Source organism: Herbaspirillum lusitanum (assembly GCF_046025995.1).
GTDB classification, from domain to species: Bacteria; Pseudomonadota; Gammaproteobacteria; order Burkholderiales; family Burkholderiaceae_D; genus Herbaspirillum; species Herbaspirillum lusitanum_A.
This window is the reverse complement of sequence record NZ_JAQQFM010000004.1, coordinates 186,647-203,614: the sequence shown is the minus strand read 5'-3', so window position 1 is coordinate 203,614 and position 16,968 is coordinate 186,647. Positions and strand designations below refer to the sequence as shown.

Annotated in this window: 13 protein-coding genes; 10 read left to right on the top strand and 3 right to left on the bottom strand. The window is 61.4% G+C overall.

The genetic code is table 11. The features are described from left to right. Nucleotides 1-71 precede the first annotated feature (71 nt). From PQR62_RS09555 to PQR62_RS09510, 10 genes are all read left to right on the top strand, one after another. A complete protein-coding gene (locus PQR62_RS09555; protein WP_408157228.1) occupies nt 72-992 on the top strand; it encodes a serine hydrolase domain-containing protein in 921 nt (306 codons plus the stop codon). Nucleotides 993-1,311: 319 nt separating this feature from the next. Beyond that, the gene (locus PQR62_RS09550) at nt 1,312-3,723 is read left to right on the top strand and encodes a TonB-dependent siderophore receptor (RefSeq protein WP_408157226.1); all 2,412 of its coding nucleotides are present in this window, start codon (nt 1,312-1,314) and stop codon (nt 3,721-3,723) included. A 5-nt stretch (nt 3,724-3,728) separates the two neighbouring features. Beyond that, a complete protein-coding gene (locus PQR62_RS09545) occupies nt 3,729-4,352 on the top strand; it encodes a Fur family transcriptional regulator (RefSeq protein ID WP_408157224.1) in 624 nt (207 codons plus the stop codon). 273 nt (nt 4,353-4,625) lie between these two features. Next, nucleotides 4,626-6,878 (top strand): TonB-dependent receptor, encoded by a 2,253-nt coding sequence (locus PQR62_RS09540; RefSeq protein ID WP_408157222.1) that lies wholly within the window; start codon nt 4,626-4,628, stop codon nt 6,876-6,878. A 174-nt stretch (nt 6,879-7,052) separates the two neighbouring features. Beyond that, nucleotides 7,053-7,739 (top strand): Fe2+-dependent dioxygenase, encoded by a 687-nt coding sequence (locus tag PQR62_RS09535; RefSeq protein WP_408157220.1) that lies wholly within the window; start codon nt 7,053-7,055, stop codon nt 7,737-7,739. A gap of 20 nt (nt 7,740-7,759) precedes the next feature. Further along, the gene (locus PQR62_RS09530) at nt 7,760-8,566 is read left to right on the top strand and encodes a tetratricopeptide repeat protein (RefSeq protein ID WP_408157218.1); all 807 of its coding nucleotides are present in this window, start codon (nt 7,760-7,762) and stop codon (nt 8,564-8,566) included. 250 nt (nt 8,567-8,816) lie between these two features. Beyond that, on the top strand, nt 8,817-9,350 hold the full coding sequence (locus tag PQR62_RS09525) for a sigma-70 family RNA polymerase sigma factor (RefSeq protein ID WP_408157216.1): 534 nt from the start codon (nt 8,817-8,819) through the stop codon (nt 9,348-9,350). Beyond that, nucleotides 9,347-10,321, top strand: a complete 975-nt coding sequence (locus tag PQR62_RS09520; protein ID WP_408157214.1) for a FecR domain-containing protein — start codon at nt 9,347-9,349, stop codon at nt 10,319-10,321. The genes PQR62_RS09525 and PQR62_RS09520 overlap by 4 nt, the downstream gene beginning before the upstream one ends. Before the next feature lie 157 nt (nt 10,322-10,478). After that, complete coding sequence (gene adhP, locus PQR62_RS09515) at nt 10,479-11,507, top strand: alcohol dehydrogenase AdhP (RefSeq protein WP_408157212.1); 1,029 nt, start codon at nt 10,479-10,481, stop codon at nt 11,505-11,507. A 189-nt stretch (nt 11,508-11,696) separates the two neighbouring features. Beyond that, nucleotides 11,697-13,202, top strand: coding sequence for a DASS family sodium-coupled anion symporter (locus PQR62_RS09510; protein WP_408157210.1), 1,506 nt, complete (start codon nt 11,697-11,699; stop codon nt 13,200-13,202). Between the two features lie 54 nt (nt 13,203-13,256). Here PQR62_RS09510 and PQR62_RS09505 read toward each other — a convergent pair whose 3' ends face one another. The 3 genes from PQR62_RS09505 to PQR62_RS09495 form a co-directional block, all read right to left on the bottom strand. Continuing rightward, nucleotides 13,257-13,592 (bottom strand): hypothetical protein, encoded by a 336-nt coding sequence (locus PQR62_RS09505; RefSeq protein WP_408157208.1) that lies wholly within the window; start codon nt 13,590-13,592, stop codon nt 13,257-13,259. Between the two features lie 328 nt (nt 13,593-13,920). After that, the gene (locus tag PQR62_RS09500) at nt 13,921-14,949 is read right to left on the bottom strand and encodes a Zn-dependent oxidoreductase (RefSeq protein WP_408157207.1); all 1,029 of its coding nucleotides are present in this window, start codon (nt 14,947-14,949) and stop codon (nt 13,921-13,923) included. 63 nt (nt 14,950-15,012) lie between these two features. Further along, nucleotides 15,013-16,875, bottom strand: coding sequence for a TRAP transporter large permease (locus PQR62_RS09495; protein WP_408157205.1), 1,863 nt, complete (start codon nt 16,873-16,875; stop codon nt 15,013-15,015). Between the last annotated feature and the right edge of the window lie 93 nt (nt 16,876-16,968).

Sequence of the window (16,968 nt, the reverse complement as noted above, 5' to 3'; positions counted from 1 at the left end):
CATCGACTGCACAACTCGGGCCTGTACAGCACACGGATATAAAATGGTGGCCCGTGCAGCCGAATTTCTCCATGAGCCCAGTCACCATTTCCAGAGCCACTCCAGATACTGTTCGCAGCGCCGTCGTCCGTGACGGCAAACTGATCGCTGCGGATCCTCAGGCGCGTCCGGTGCTCTGGTGGAGCTTCGGAAAAACCGTGCTGGCCGCCGCCGCGCTGGCCTTGGTGCGTGATGGCCGAGTGGGCCTCGATGCGCCGCTCGCTGCTCAGGGCTACACGCTCAGGCAATTGCTTTGCCATACCGCCGGCATACCCAACTACAGCGATCTTTCTGACTACGCACACGCCGTCGCACGCAAGGACGCGCCCTGGACGGTGGTGGAAATGCTGGAGCGGGTTCAGCATCAGCAACTGCAGTTCGCGCCGGGGCAGGGCTGGGCGTATTCGAATACCGGCTATCTGCTGGTGCGGCAGCTGATCGAAGCTACGGTCGGCAGCGATCTGCAGTCGGCGCTGGACATGCTGGTTTTCAAACCGCTGGCTAGCTCCGATACCGGTGATGTGGCGCTGGCCGAAACGCCTGAAGATTTGCTTGCCACTGACTGCGGCAATCCCGGCGACTATCATCCGCGCTGGGTGTATCACGGTTTGCTGACGGGCACGCCGGCCTCGGCTGCCTTGTTGCTGGATCGTCTGCTCGACGGGCAACTGTTGCCGGCGCCCTTGCTGGAGCAGATGTTGCGCATGCGGCCGCTGGGCAACACCTTGCCGGGCCGGCCTGGTGTCGATTTCGGCTACGGCCTGGGGATGATGATCGCGCAGTCAGGTCCGGCCGGGCGCAGCATCGGCCATACCGGCTCCGGCCCCGGAAGCGTCGCCGCCGTGTATCGTTTTCCCGAACGTGCCTGCACCGTTGCCTGTTTCGCAGCGGTCGGCGACCAGGCGGTGGTCGAATGGGCTGCCCATAAAACGGCAGCCAGCCTGCCGGCTTGAACAAGGCGCGGCATGCGTCGGCGCCGCGTTGCGCGGTGTTGCGTGGTCCAGTGTATGTTTCTCTTCGGTAATTTTCATCGTATCCGTCACGTGTCTGCCTGATGGCGCAGAGCCAGGCGCTGCCGCCGGAAAATCAATTTCATCTTTTTGTGTCCCCTTTTTGCACCTCGCCTGTCATGCACATGAACAAGCAAGCACTGAATATCAATGAGGATGATTCGTGATACGGAATCAGTATGTGCCTTGCTGCAGAAAATGGATGGCAAAGCCGATGAGAGGCCTTGTCTGGATTGCATTGATTCTTGAGGGGATGCTCGCAGTGACGAACGTCGGTGCCGCTACGTCTGTAGCTCAGCAACAAGTGCCGCAAGCGCCCGCGCGGATTGAGTTTTCAATCGCGCCGGCGTCGCTGTCCCAGGTTCTGGGCAGCTTTGCGACGCGCGCCGGCATCACGCTGTCCTATCAGCCTTCAATCGCCGCAGGTAAATCGAGCGCGGGACTGCAGGGCCGCCATTCAGTGTCTGAAGGTCTGGAGATCGTATTGCGCGGCACCGGCATTCGGGCAGTGATGCAAGGCAAGGGCGATTTCGTGCTGCAGCTGCTCACGCCACCGGATGGCGAGAAGCTTACTCAGCCTGTTCAGCGCATGCAGCAGGAAAGCAGTCTGCCGATGGTGACCGTGCGCCCGGCCGCCGCTGGCAATGGTGCGGGCGCTGAAACGCAGCCGCACAAGCTGACCGCCTCGCTGCTCGATACGCCGCGCTCGGTCACCGTGATCCCGGCCGAGCTGATCAAGGACATGCAGGCCGGCTCGGTGGCCGATGTCTTGCGCAGCATTCCCGGCATCACCTTCAAGGGCGCCGATGCGCTGGGCGCACCGGGCGGCGATCGTCCCTTCATTCGCGGTTTCGATTCCAGCAATTCCTTGTTCGTGGATGGCATGCGCAGTCCGGGCGCGCAAAGCCGCGAAGTGTTTGCGGTCGAACAGATCGAGGTGATCGAAGGGCCGGGCTCGATCTACAGCGGTCGCGGCGCCGGCGGCGGCAGCGTCAACATTGTCAGCAAGACGCCGCAGGCAGACAATTTCTTCGATGCCAGCCTCGGCGTCGGCAGCGCCGATTACCGGCGCTCCACGGTCGATGTCAATCGCCGCATGGACGACACCAGCGCCGCCCGACTCAATCTGATGTGGCAGGACTCGGCCAAGGCCGGACGCGAACAAGTGAGCTACGGCCGCTGGGGTGTCGCGCCTTCGCTGAGCTTCGGGCTCAACACGCCGACCCGCGTCACGCTCAGTTACTACCATCTGCAGACCGACGACATGCCCGACTATTCGGTGCCTTATGCGCAGGGCGGCGGCGCGCCGATCAATGTCGGCCGCGATCGCTTCTATGGTTTGCTGAGCCGCGACTTCATCCGCAGCTCGGCCGATATCGCCCAGGTCGAAGTCGTGCACAAGCTCGACGGCGGCATGCGTCTGCGCAATCTGACGCAATATTCAGCCTCGGCGATGGATTTCATCGCCACCAATCCGCAATGGGCCGGCACTGGCAGCGGCAGCGATCTGCTGCAACTGCAGGCCAAGAGCGCAGTGTTCGACATGCGTGCGATGTCGAATCAGACCCAGTTGAGCGGCGACTTCGCGACCGGCGCCGTCAGCCACCGATTCGTCGCCGGACTGGAGCTGAGTCGCGAACGCGGCCAGCGCAGCAACTACGACGTACGCGACAGCGCCGGCAACGACATCATCAGCGGCGCCGGTTGCGAGGTCGCCTACAACTGTACGTCGCTGTATGGCTGGAATCCCGCCGGGCCGTGGACCGGCAGTGTCGCTCAGCCCGATTCCGCGACGGGTGTGCTGACCACCACCTCCGACACGGTCTCGCTGTATGCCGCAGACACCGGCACGCTGAGTCCGCGCTGGCTGCTCAACAGCGGCCTGCGCTACGACCGTTTTTCCACCAGCACGGAAGGCGCCAGCAGCTTGAGCAAGCGCTCCGCATTCTGGAGCTATCAGCTCGGCCTGATCTTCAAGCCGGCCGACAATCTGAGCGTCTACGGCACGCTTTCCACCGCTGCCAATCCGGTCGGCTCCGACAGCGGGCAGGGCAGCGATGTCATCTCCGCCGCCAATCAGGATCTGGAGCCCGAACGCATTCGCAATATCGAAGCAGGCGTCAAATGGGATGTCGGCAACGCGCCGGGTCGCAGCATGGTCTTGAGTGCCGCGATGTTCCGCGCGGTGAAGACGAATGCCCGCATTTCCATCGGTCGCGGTTCGGTCAATGGCGGCACGCAAACCGTGAAAGGTCTGGTGCTCGGCGCGCGCGGCAACATCAGCGCCGACTGGAGCATGGCGGCCGGTTACAGTTATCTCGACAGTCGCATCAACGATGACGGCCCGACCAGCGCCAACGACGGCAATATTTTTCCACTGACGCCGCGCCGGTCGCTGACGCTGTGGTCAGGCTATCGCTTGCCGGCCGGCTTCAGAGTCGGCGCCGGCCTTACCTACAGCGACCGGCTTTACGCCAACTCCGCCAACACCAATTACGTGCCGGCCTACACCAAGTTCGACGCCATGCTGGCATGGCAGGCCAACGCCAATCTGGAGCTGCAACTCAATCTCTACAACCTCACGGACAAGCTGTATTACGACAGCTCGTATCCGGTCTACGCGACCATCGCGGCGGGACGTTCCGCCGTGCTCAGCGCCCATTTCAGGTATTGACCGCCATGTTGCTATCTCATTCTGAAGCTGCATTCGCACCCTCTGGCGAGGCTGCGTTCCCGCCTGCCGTGGCAGTGACCGAAGACGCGGAAGCGAAAGCGGAAGCAGCCGCGCTCAGTCAGGCCCGCGAACATCTGCGGCGCATGCATGTGCGGCCCAGCAGCGGTCGCTTGTACGTGCTGCAATTGCTGGCCGCTTCGCCGCGTAGCAGGATGGGTGTGGAAGACGTGTATCAGGCCATGCTGACGCGCGAACAGAAGCTGAGTCTGGCCAGCGTCTACCGCGTGATGAAGGACCTGACTCAGGAGGGCGTGCTTCAGCGCAGCTGGAACATGGACGGCGACGACGTCAAATATCTCTACTGGATCAGATCGGCGCCGCAGACGGGGGCGTCGCTACCATCGTCACGGTTGTCGCCGTCATCATCGTCAGGCTTGTCGTCTCAGGCCACGGTGGGACATTGCCGCATGGTGTGCGTGCATTGCCGGCGCACCGTGATGCTGGAATCCGGCACGCTGGAAGAAGAATTGTTGCGTCAGGGCGCGCGCGCCGGGCTGTCGCCCGCTGCCGCGCCGCTCACGGTGCACATCACTTGCAGCGATTGCGCTGCGGGGAGCAAGCCAGGCTGAGATAGCGAGCCGATCCGGCCTGATCAACACTGTTTGAAGTCCATCATTGCGGCGACTCCGGTCAGGCCGCAGGGGAGCGCTTTTGCGCCGTTTTTTTTTGAAGCGGGCTGTAGCTGGCGCCTCATTTTCAGCAAGGATTTTGTATCGATTAGCGGTGAGCGTTTCCGCTCCGGAAATGTTCGCCACTGTTTTCAACCAGCGTTCCGCCAGCCATCGGTTCTTCCGTTTCAGCCAGCCAGACAGCGCACATAACAACAGAGCGGAAGGAAGTACATGGATCGCAGATTCACCCCGATAGCGGCAACGCTGTTTGCCACGTTCGGCAGCCAGGCCATGCTGCAGGATGCGCATGCGCAGACTAGCGGCGAAGCGGCATCGTTGCCGGAAATCACCGTGACCGAAAGCAGCGGCAGCAGCGTCAAGGCCGATACCGCATCGTCCAGCAAATTCACAGCGCCTTTGCTGGATACGCCCAAGACCGTGACCGTCATCACCTCCGAAGTGATGAGCCAGACCGGTTCTACCTCGCTGGTGGAAGCGCTGCGCACCACGCCGGGTATTACCTTCGGCGCCGGCGAAGGCGGCAACCCGGTCGGCGACCGTCCCTTCATTCGCGGTTTCGATGCGCAGAGCAGCACCTATGTCGACGGCATGCGCGACCTGAGTTCGCAGTCGCGTGAAATCTTCAACGTCGAATCGGTTGAAGTGGTGAAGGGCGCCAGCTCCGCCTTCGGCGGCGGCGGCTCCACCGGCGGCAGCATCAATCTGGTGAGCAAGGCGCCGATGAAGGAGCAGTTCAGCGCAGGCAGCATCGGTATCGGCACCGACAACTACAAGCGCCTGACCGCGGACGGCAATTATCTGCTGGGCGACAACGCCGCGATCCGCCTGAACGCCATGTATCACGACTCCGGCGTGGCCGGCCGCGACGCCATCTTCAACAGCCGCTGGGGCTTTGCTCCTTCCCTGACGCTGGGCCTGAATTCGCCGACCCGCGTCACGCTGAGCTATTACCACATGCAATCCGACGATCTGCCGGACAGCGGCATTCCCTACAATAATCCGCGCGCCGGCAATGCACTGAACGGCGACGGCAGTCCTTACAATGTCAATCGCAATGCCTTCTACGGGCTGGCCGACCGCGACTTCCGTCAGACTCAGGCCGATATCGCGACTGCGCGCATCGAGCATGACTTCGACGTCAAGCTGCACGTGCGCAACACCACGCGCTACACCAAGACTTCGTACAACTACATCTGGACGCAGCCGGATGACAGCCAGGGCAATGCCTACAACGGTCAGGTCTGGCGCCGCGCCAACACGCGCATCAACGACGGCAACAACATCCAGAACCAGACCGAACTGTATGGCGAATTCATGCTGGGTTCGGTCAAGAACAACTTCTCGGTCGGCTTTGAAATGTCGCGCGAAGAATCCACCAAGGACAGCTACTGGGTGCGCACCTCGACCGGCACCGCTGCCTGTCTGGCCGGCACCGGCGCCGCATCGAGCTACAACTGCACCAGCTTGTACAGTCCGAATCCCAACGATCCCTGGAACGGCTACATCGGCCAGGCCAACCGTCCGACCTATGCCACTGCCAATACCTACTCGGTCTACATGTTCGACAACGCAGAGCTGAACAAGCAATGGTCGATCAATGCCGGTCTGCGTTACGACAGCTATCGCTCGACTTCCAGGACCAATGCCGCTCCCGCCATCACCGCCGCCGCCAGTCCGACCGGCGTGGCGATTGCAGCGACTGCCGCCAGCGACCTGTACAGCAAGAGCAGTTTCATCAACTATCAGGCCGGCATCGTCTTCAAGCCCGCGGAAAACGGCAGCATCTATGTCAACTACAGCACCTCGTCCGATCCGGCCGGCCTGAACACCAACGACGGCACCTCCGACGGCAGTATCAGCGCGGCCAATCAGAACCTCGATCCTGAACGCAGCAAGAGCTACGAGCTGGGTACCAAGTGGGACGTGATGGAGAAGAAGTTGTCGCTGACTGCGGCGCTGTTCCGTACCGAGAAGGTCAATGCGCGCGTGACTCAGGCCGACGGCACCACGCAACTGGCCGGCAACTACAAGGTCGATGGCCTTGAACTGGGCTTTGCCGGCAATCTGACGGCCAAGTGGCAGCTGTTCGGCGGCTATACCTTCATGAACAGCAAGATCGTGGACGGCGGCAATGCCAGCACCACCAACGGCAAGCAGTTCGCTAACATCCCGAAGAACAGCTTCAGCCTGTGGAGCACCTACATGGTCATGCCCAGGCTGAGCGTCGGCGGCGGTGCGTTCTACACCTCCAGGGTCTACGGCAATACGGCCAACACCAAATGGGTGCCCGGCTATACGCGCTTCGATGCGATGGCGAGCTACGTGATCGACAAGAACATGAGCCTGCAGCTGAACATTCAGAACCTGAGCGACAAGGTCTACTACAACCAGGCCTACGCATCGCACTATGCGTCGATTGCACCGGGCCGCTCGGCAACACTGGCGCTGAATGTGAAGTATTGATGCAGCAGGTCTGAGGTGAAGCCGGTGATGGCGCGTAATGTGAGAACGCGTCATTCCGGGACGGCATGGGCTTGTTCCTGCGGCGGATTTTTCCGCTGCAGGAATTTTTCGTTTGAAGATTGTTTTTATGCTTATCGTTTCGGTGCAACAAAGAGAGCGGGCAGAGGAAGAGACATGTTAGTTCGGATTCCCCATGTGCTTGATCAGCAGGAATTGCAGACGCTGCGGCAGCGTCTGGACGAAGCAGGTGCGGCCTGGGTGGATGGCCGGGCGACTGCCGGTTATCAGGGGGCGCCGGTCAAGTTCAATCAACAGATCGACGAACGCTCGGAGGTCGCGCAGGCATGCCAGAAAATCGTGCTGGCGGCAGTGGAGGGGCATTCCCTGTTCATCAGCGCGGCGCTGCCGAACGCGATCTATCCACCCATGTTCAATCGCTATGGCGAGGGCATGAGCTTTGGTGCGCATATCGATGGCAGCATCCGCTTTCCGCCACACGGCGGACGCAAGATCCGCACCGATCTGTCGGCCACGCTGTTCCTCAGCGAACCGGAAGACTATGAAGGCGGCGAACTTGAAATCGAGGATACCTACGGTCGCCATCGCGCCAAATTTGCGGCCGGCGACATGGTGCTGTATCCGGCCACCAGTCTGCATCAGGTGATGCCGATCACGCGCGGTGTGCGGGTCGCCTGTTTCTTCTGGATAGAAAGTCTGGTGCGCGACGACGGCCGGCGCAGCCTGCTGTTCGACATGGATAACGCAATCCAGACACTGAATGCGACACAAGCCGACGACACCGCGCGGCGCGCGTTGATCGGCGTGTATCACAACCTGATTCGCCAATGGGCCAACACATGACAGAAATGACAGAAGCGCGCATGACAATTCCGCAGGACAAACGCGCGCTGGACGGCATCAGCACGCAGCAATGGCAGGCTTTGCTGGCCGGGCCGCCGGAGGAACTGGCGCGCTCGCTGCAAAGTGCTGCCGGCCTGGGCGATGCCCATGCGCAGGCCTTGCTGGGGCAACTGTATCTGGATGGTCGCGGCGTGGCGCAGAATGCTGCGCTGGCGTATCGCCATTTTTGCCAGGCGGCGCAGCAGGGGCATGCGATGGCGATGAACATGCGCGGCCGTTGCGCGGAACACGGCTGGGGCACCTCCGTCGATCTGACGCAGGCGGCCTTGTGGTTTCTCAAGGCGGCGCAGGCCGGGCTGGACTGGGGCATGTACAACTATGCCAATCTGCTGGCCACCGGCCGCGGGGTGGCGCAGGATCATGCACAGGCCTTGTCGTGGTACGGCCAGGCGGCGCAGACGGGACACGCCAAGTCGCTCAACCTGATCGGCCGCTATTACGAAGAAGGCATCGTGGTGCAGGCGGACCGCAATATCGCCTTCAAGTACTACCGAGCGTCGGCCGAGGCCGGCGATTTTCGCGGGCAATACAGCTACGCCTGCATGCTGGCCGAACGTGGCCGTATCGACGAGGCGATGCGCTGGATGGCGCGGGTGCCGCAGACCTCGACCGCCGCCTTCATGAAAAAGATCGGCTATGAATTACAGTTGTCGGCGCATGCAGCCTTTCGCAGCTTTGCGCAGCGTTTGCTGCACGGCGTGGACGGCGATGGTCCGTCTGCTGCGCCGGCTGGAGGCGCAGCCACACTCTCGATTTCCATCGCGTAGCAGAGGCGCGGCCATTGATGCAAGCCAGCCTTTCCATGCCTGCAATTGCAGGCATTTTTTTCGACTTTCCGTCTGTGACATCGGCGTGCAACGTCTCATTAAAACTACGCAGCGCAGGCAAGAAGTCGTCCGAAAGTGCGATTGAATTTGTTAATGCGAATCATTGTTATTATAATAAATCGATATTTTTGCAAAAAAAATTTGATTTCGATTCGATCAATCATCTAATCACGATCCCGATACGCTCAGAATGTCCACCTTGTGCGCCAAGCAGCCCGTCGCCGATGAGTTTTCCGCTCAGGTCAGCGATCTCTATCGCCAGCATCATCGCTGGCTGGAGTCGTGGCTGCGGCATAAGCTGGACAGCGTCGACAGCGCCAGCGATATCGCACAGGACACCTTCCTGCGCATCATCCGGCTGCATGACGGCAACACGCTGAGCCAGCTTGACGAGCCGCGCGCTTATCTGCGCACCGTCGCCAAGCGCTTGCTGGTCAACTTCTATGAACGGCAATCGCTGGAGCGCGCCTATGCGGAAGCGCTGGCCATGATTCCGGAGGCGCAGATGCCGTCGCCGGAGCAGCGCCTGCTGATTTTCGAAGCTCTGCAGGAAATCGATGCCTTGCTTGATGCGTTGCCGGCAAAAACACGTGAAGCCTTTCTGCTGTCGCAACTGGACGGTTTGAGCTATGCACAGATCGCCACCGCTCTGGATGTCAGCGAACGCACCGTCAAGCGCTACATGAGCGCCGCATTCGAGCAGTGTCTGCTGACCATGCAATGAGCACGCGATCGACGGCGACCCATCAATATATCGACCCCGGCATTCTCAAAGAAGCCGCACGCTGGCTGACCGAATTCCACGCGGGCGAAATGAGTCCGCGGCAGCAGGCGGAATGGTTGCGCTGGAAGCAGCAAAGTCCCGCCCATCAGCAAGCCTGGGAAAAGGCCGAAGGCCTGCTCGGCAAGATGCGCATCATCCCGGCCGAATTCAGCCGGACCCTCCATCGAAAAACCGAACTCAAACGGCGCCATTTGATCAAGGCCGGCGTCGCCGCCGTCTTCGTCGCTCCGCTGGCCTGGATGCTGTATCGGAACAGCCGCGACGGCAGCCTGTCGCATGCAACGGATGTCGGTCAACGCAAAACCATTGCGCTGACCGACGGCACGCGCATCGTGCTCAATACCGACAGTGTATTGAAGGTCGATTTCAGCAATGAGCTGCGGCGGGTCAGTCTCAGGCAGGGCGAAATATTTGTGCAGGCCGTTGCCGAACGCAGGCCGCTGATCGTCGCCACCGATGACGGCTGGCTGCGTTTGCAGGATGCGCAATTTGTGCTGCGTCGCCAGCGGCAATTCAGCCAACTGGCAGTCGTCAAAGGCAGCGTCGAACTTACGCCTGCAGGCGGCGTGCCGGCGTCCAGACTGCTGAGCGGGCAACGCGTCAATTTCTCTGCGGGCAAGATCGGCCAGGCCGGCGCCATCGATCCGGCGCAGACCAGCTGGCTGGACGGCAGCATCTACGCCGACAATATGAAGCTGGCCGATTTTCTGACGGAAGTCGGGCGTTACCGCGAGGGTGTGCTGATGTGCGACGCCGCTGTCGCCGACCTGCGCATTTCAGGCGTGTTCCAGCTGGCCGACACCGACCGCATCCTCAGCACCCTTCAGCATACGCTGCCGGTCAAGGTGCTGATGCGTACCCGCTACTGGGTCAGCGTGCTGCCGCTGAGCGACACGCCCGCGCGCACCTGAGGCGCTGAACTTTCAATTCGCAAGGCCTTGCCGATACTGGCGACGTCCTGGTCGCGCTTTTGATTGCCCGGCACTTGATGTGCCTCAATACAAGCGGAACTGAATTGACTCATTGTTGAACCCTGAACGTTGATGACGTGAATACAAGGGAACGATGATGAGCAAGATGATGAAAGCCGCCGTGGTCCGGGCATTCGGCAAGCCATTGCAGATCGAAGACGTTCCCGTGCCGACGCCCGGCGCCGGGCAGGTGCTGGTCAAGATCGAAGCATGCGGAGTGTGCCATACCGACCTGCACGCAGCCGAAGGCGACTGGCCGGTCAAACCGAATCCGCCTTTCATTCCCGGCCATGAGGGCGTGGGCTACGTGGCGGAGGTCGGCGCCGGCGTCAAACATATCAAGGCCGGCGACCGCGTCGGGATTCCCTGGCTGTATTCGGCCTGCGGCCATTGCGAGCATTGTCTGGGCGGCTGGGAAACCTTGTGCGAATCGCAACAGAACACCGGCTATTCGGTCAACGGCGGTTTCGCTGAATACGCGCTGGCCGATGCCGACTATGTCGGCCATCTGCCGAAAGAGATCGGCTTCGTCGAGATCGCGCCCATCCTGTGCGCCGGCGTTACCGTGTATAAGGGACTCAAGGTCACCGATACCAAGCCGGGCGACTGGGTGGTGATTTCAGGCATAGGCGGTCTCGGCCACATGGCGGTGCAATACGCCAAGGCCATGGGGCTGAACGTGGTCGCGGTGGATATCGACGACGCCAAGCTGGCGCTGGCCAGACGTCTGGGCGCGGCGCTGACCGTCAACGCCAGGACTTCCGATCCGGTGGCGGTGATCAAGAAAGAAATCGGCGGCGCGCATGGCGTGCTGGTCACCGCGGTGTCGCCCAAGGCATTTTCGCAGGCGCTGGGCATGGTCAGGCGCGGCGGTACGGTGTCGCTGAACGGCTTGCCGCCGGGCGATTTCCCGATGTCGATTTTCGACATGGTGTTGAACGGCATCACCGTGCGCGGCTCCATCGTCGGCACCCGGCTCGATCTGCAGGAATCGCTGATATTCGCCAATGAAGGCAAGGTCAAGGCCACCGTCTCGACCGATAGTCTGGACAACATCAACGATGTGTTCGCACGCATGCATCGCGGCGAAATCGAAGGGCGGGTGGTGCTGGATTTCGCCGCTTGAGCGGCGCGCTGCGCCAGACGTAAAAACAGAGCGCGTTGCCGTTTCAGGCAATGCGCGTCGTGGCTGTCGTACATCAGCGTAGCGTGCCGACGTGCACGCGCCGCGAAGGAGATATGCAAGCCATCATCCGCCAGTGCATCCGCGTGGCAGCCGGAACCAGACTCCGAAAACGACAACAGGGTTATATCGATGCTGACATATGTCAAAAGGACGTTCCGCTACTTCAATCAGGCCGTGCCGTTCAAGCTGGTGCCGGCCCTGATTGCCACCGCGGTGCTGATCACGCTGCTGCTGATTCCGGCGCCCGCGGGTCTCACGCCCAAGGCCTGGACGCTGGTGGCAATCTTCCTGACCACGATCGTCGCCATCATTCTCAAGGTGATGCCTATCGGTGTGATGGCGATGATGGCGATCGTCATCGTCTCGCTGTCGCAAGTCACGTCAAGTTCATCCAAGGGCGCGATTGCCGATGCGCTCAGCAGCTTTTCCAATCCGCTGATCTGGCTGATCGTGGTCGCCATCCTGATTTCGCGCGGCCTGAAGAAAACCGGTCTCGGCAGCCGCATCGGTCTCATCTTCATCTCCCTGTTCGGCAAGAAAACGGTCGGTATAGGTTACGGTCTGGCCATCTGCGAACTGGTGCTGGCGCCGTTCACGCCCAGCAATACGGCGCGCGGCGGCGGCATCGTGCATCCGATCATGAAATCGATTGCCAACGCCTTCGAGTCCGATCCGGCCAAGGGGACACAGGGCAAGGTCGGCACCTATCTGGCGCTGGTCAACTATCACGCCAATCCGATCACCTCGGCGATGTTCCTGACCGCCACGGCGCCGAATCCGCTGGTCGTGGATTACGTGGCCAGGGCCACGCACCAGAACCTGCATCTGACCTGGACTGCCTGGGCCACCTGCATGCTGCTGCCGGGCCTGTTGTGTCTGCTGCTGATGCCGCTGGTGATTTATCTGTTGTCGCCGCCGGAGCTGAAGGCAACTCCCAACGCGGTCGAATATGCGCGCGCCGAACTGACCCGCATGGGGCCGCTGGCGCCCAAGGAATGCGTGATGCTGGGCACCTTCGCCATGCTGCTGCTGCTGTGGGCCAACGTGCCGGCCATGCTGTTCGGCCCGGCCTTCACGCTGGATCCGACGGTGGTCGCTTTCGTCGGCCTGTTTGCGCTGATCATCACCGGCACCATAGACTGGGACGATGTCCTGTCGGAAAAGAGCGCCTGGGATACGCTGGTGTGGTTCGGCGCGCTGGTCATGCTGGCTGAACAATTGAACAAGACCGGCGTGATCGCCTGGTTCTCGGGCGGCATGAAAGACGCCATTGTCGCCAGCGGCATGGGCTGGCCCTCAATTGCCGCAGTGCTATTGCTGGTGTTTGTGTTCTCGCACTACTTCTTCGCCAGCACCACTGCCCACGTCAGCGCGATGTTGCTGGCCTTCCTTACGGTCGGCGCACAACTGCTGCCGAACGAATATGTGGCGCCCTTCATGCTGATGATGACCGCCGGTTCGGCCATCATGATGACGCTCACGCATTACGCCACGGGCACCTCGCCCATCATCTTCGGCAGCGGCTATGTCACGATGGGCACCTGGTGGCGCGTGGGCTTTGTGATGTGCGTGATCGAGCTGCTGATCTTCAGCGTGTTCGGCAGCATCTGGTGGAAGATTCTGGGTTACTGGTAAGCCAGATCAACAGACCGCCGGCGCGGTATCGATCCCGGCGATCGGCCTGCGTCTTCAGGACAGGCTTCCCAGCTGATCGCTGATGCGCGGCGCCAGATGCTCTCTCACTCTGAGAACAATCTCGGCCGTGTCGACCTTGCCATAGGACTCGACCATGCGTTGCTGCATGTCATAGTGCAAAAACAGCAGCCCGCGCAGACTCTTGAACGCGTTCGGATGTTCGGTGCCGCAGACCCAGGCCTGATCATCAAGCACATGCGAGATGATGCCCGGATCGAGCAGGCGTACCTGGCAGATGATCGCCAGCCTGACGATTTCGAGATCGACCGCTTCCAGATCCTTTTCCCATTCCGCATGAGTCTGGCGCTCGGCGCCGGGTTTGTCATTCATAGCTTCACCTCTTGAATTGATCGGGAGCATTCCCGCAGAAGGCGGTTCCTTGCGAACCGTCCGTATCTGGTCGCGCCGGCCGAAACATATCGGCCGTACTACGGCGGCGATCAGACCAGCACCTCATATTAGGCCCATCGCACGTCAAGCTACCCGTGTCCGGATCAATGTCTGGTGTGATTTTTTGCGGATTCTTTGTGCGAGGCGGATATCGGAGGAGGGACGGACAGGGGGGAGCGGCTTTCAACTGCAGAGCGGAAGCGCGGCCGTGTGAGCGCGGCCAGGGTAATGCCGGCAAATCCCGGGAGACTTGCCGGCATGCTGCACATCATTCGACAGGTGCGAAATCCAGCAACACCTTGCAACTGTTCTTCGGGTCCTTTTGCACGATCTCGAAGGCCTTGGCGACATCACGGAAGTCGACCCGGTGCGTGATGATCTTTTCGGGACGCACCAGGCCCTTGCTGACCCACTCGATCACGCGCGGGAACATGGCGCAGTTCAGGCGCGATGCATGCAGTGACAATTCCTTCTTGGTCAGTTCCTGCTGCGGGATGGCGGATGGCTCGGAAGAAAATCCCAGCAAGCCGATGCGTGCGGCCGGCGCAGCGATGCGTACGGCTTCTTCCAGAATGGTGGGGTGGCAGACGGCATCGATGATCAAGGTCGGTCCACGCTCCACGCCCAGACGCGCCAGTGCGTCGGTGATCGATTCGCGGCCGGTATTGACCACCTCGTCGGCGCCGCAGACACGCGCCAGTTCCAGCCGCTCATCCAGACGGTCGGTGACGATGGTGCGCACGCCATAGACGCCCTTGAGCACTTCGACCACGGTCAGGCCGATCGGCCCGGCGCCATAGACCAGTGCCACGTCATTGGGAAACACGCCGGTGCGATTGAGCACGTTGGCCGCTACGGCATACGGCTCGATGATGGCGGCGCAGCTTTCGGCGATGGATTCCGGGATGTCGTAGGCATTCGCGGCGGGCACGCAGACCGCTTCGGAGAAGCCGCCGTCGCGGTGTACGCCGTACACTTCCAGATGGTTGCAGACGTTCGGACGGCCCACCGAGCAGGCATAGCATTCGCCGCAGCTGACCACCGGATCGACCGCCACCAGCTGACCCAGACGTGCCGCATCGACCCCGGCGCCGACCGCGTCGATGCGGCCGACGAACTCGTGGCCGATCACGCGCGGATAGACCGCGAAAGGATTCTGGCCATGGTAGATGTGCAGGTCGGAGCCGCAGATGCCGGCATAGCGCACGCGTACGCGCACCTGGCCCGCGGCCGGTTCGAGCAGGGGCCGTTCAATGACGGCGATCTGGTGAGGTTTTTCAACGACGATACTGAGCATGGTGGTGACTCCGGCTGGCAAGAAAAAGCCGGCGCTCTTGAGAGACGCGCCGGCGGCAGGCGATTACAGGAAACCGATCGAGATCCAGGGGAACAGGATCAGCAGGATCAAAGCAAAGAAGAGTGCGGCAATATGCGGCCAGACGTGGCCGATGGCCTTGTCCGGCGCCACACGGCCGACTGCGCAGGCGGCATAGAAGCCGACGCCGAACGGCGGCGCGAACAAGCCCAGGCCCATCGAGAAGATGGCGATCATGGCGTAGTGCACTTCATTGATGCCCATGACGCGTGCGATCGGGAACATCAGCGGACCGAACAGCACAATCGCCGGGATGCCTTCCAGCACGCTGCCGAGCACGATGAAGGCCAGCGCCGAAATGGCGAGGAAGCCCAGCTTGCCGCCCGGCACCGTGCTCATCGCCTCAACCAGCTGATGCGAGAAACCCGATTGCGTCAACGCCCACGACATGCCGGTGGCGCAACCGATGATGAGCAGGATGGCGCCCGACAAAGAGGCGGTTTCGATCAGCATCGGATAGATGCGCCTGAGGTCGAACTGGCGATACACCAGCGGGCCGACGATGATGGTGTAGACGATACCGATGGTGGACACTTCCGTCGCAGTGGCAACACCTTCGACCACTGCGGTGCGGATCACGAACGGTAGCGCGATGGCCGGCAGCGCCACGAAGAATGCTTTCCACACCAGGCGGCCCGGTGCGCGTTCGACGCCGTCCATCTTTTCATTCTTGGTCTGGAAGTACACCACCACGCACATGCACAGCATGCCGACGATGGCGGGGAACAGGCCGCCCACGAACAGCGAAGCAATCGACACCCCGGTGACCGAACCGATGGCGATCAGCACCAGGCTGGGGGGAATGGTTTCCGACATCGCGCCGGAGGCCGACAGCAGGCCGATCAGATCGCCGTCGCTGGTGCCGCGCTTTTTCATCTCGGGGAACAGGGCCGGCGCCACCGCCGCCATATCGGCCACCTTGGCGCCGGAAATGCCCGACACCAGATACATCGCGCCCAGCAGCACATACTGCAGACCGCCGCGCACGTGGCCGATCAGCGCCACCAGAAAACCGATCATGGCGCGCGCCAGTCCCACCATTTCGATCAGCGAGCCGAGGAAGACGAACAGCGGCACCGCGAGCAGGATCAGCGGCGACATGCCTTCGTTCATGCGGTTAGGCAGAATCGACAGTGGCGTATCCGTGGCGAAGGCGAGATAGGACAGCGTGGCAAGGCCGAAGGCGAAGGCGATCGGCACGCCCAGCACCACGCAGCCGAGCACGATGGTGACGAAGAAGATGATCAGGTTGACGTTGCCGAGTTCGGCGAAATGATCGGCGTTCAGCCACAGTCCGGTGCCGATCACGACGACCAGGCCGATGGTGCCGGCCAGTTGCCTGAGGGTAGCGACGGTGAACATGCGCTCCAGTGCGGTGAGCAGCATCAGCACCACGCCGACCAGGATCGCGCCGACCCGGAAACCTTCATTGATTTCCAGCGTGGGAGTGGTGACGATCAGGCTTTCTTCGAACTGTTCATACGAAGGCATCAGGATGAAGATCAGGAAGGTCGCCGCCAGCACCATGCCGAATACCTCGACCCAGCCGCGCACAGCCGGCGGCATCTTGTTGATGAAGGTGGTCAGGCGCATGTGCGAACCGTGCCGCAAAGCAATGACGGAACCGAACATGGCCAGCCACAGAAACAGCATGGAGGCCAGTTCGTCGGTCCAGGTCAGCGGATGTCCGAAGAAGTAGCGCGCGGTGGTGCCTGCGATCAGTACGCCGATCTCGATCAGCACCAGTACGGCGGCGCAGATCTCGGAAAACTTCTGTAGCAGTTTTCCGAACACCGCCATCGGCGAGGTCGATGCCTGCGGCACCGGGGTTGCTTCTAATGTATGCATTTTTCTCTCCACTGCACGACGTGACGGCGGCATCTTTTTTATTGTTCATGCCGTACGCGTACTGTTTCCGTTCTCCGCGGCGAGCGGGTGGTA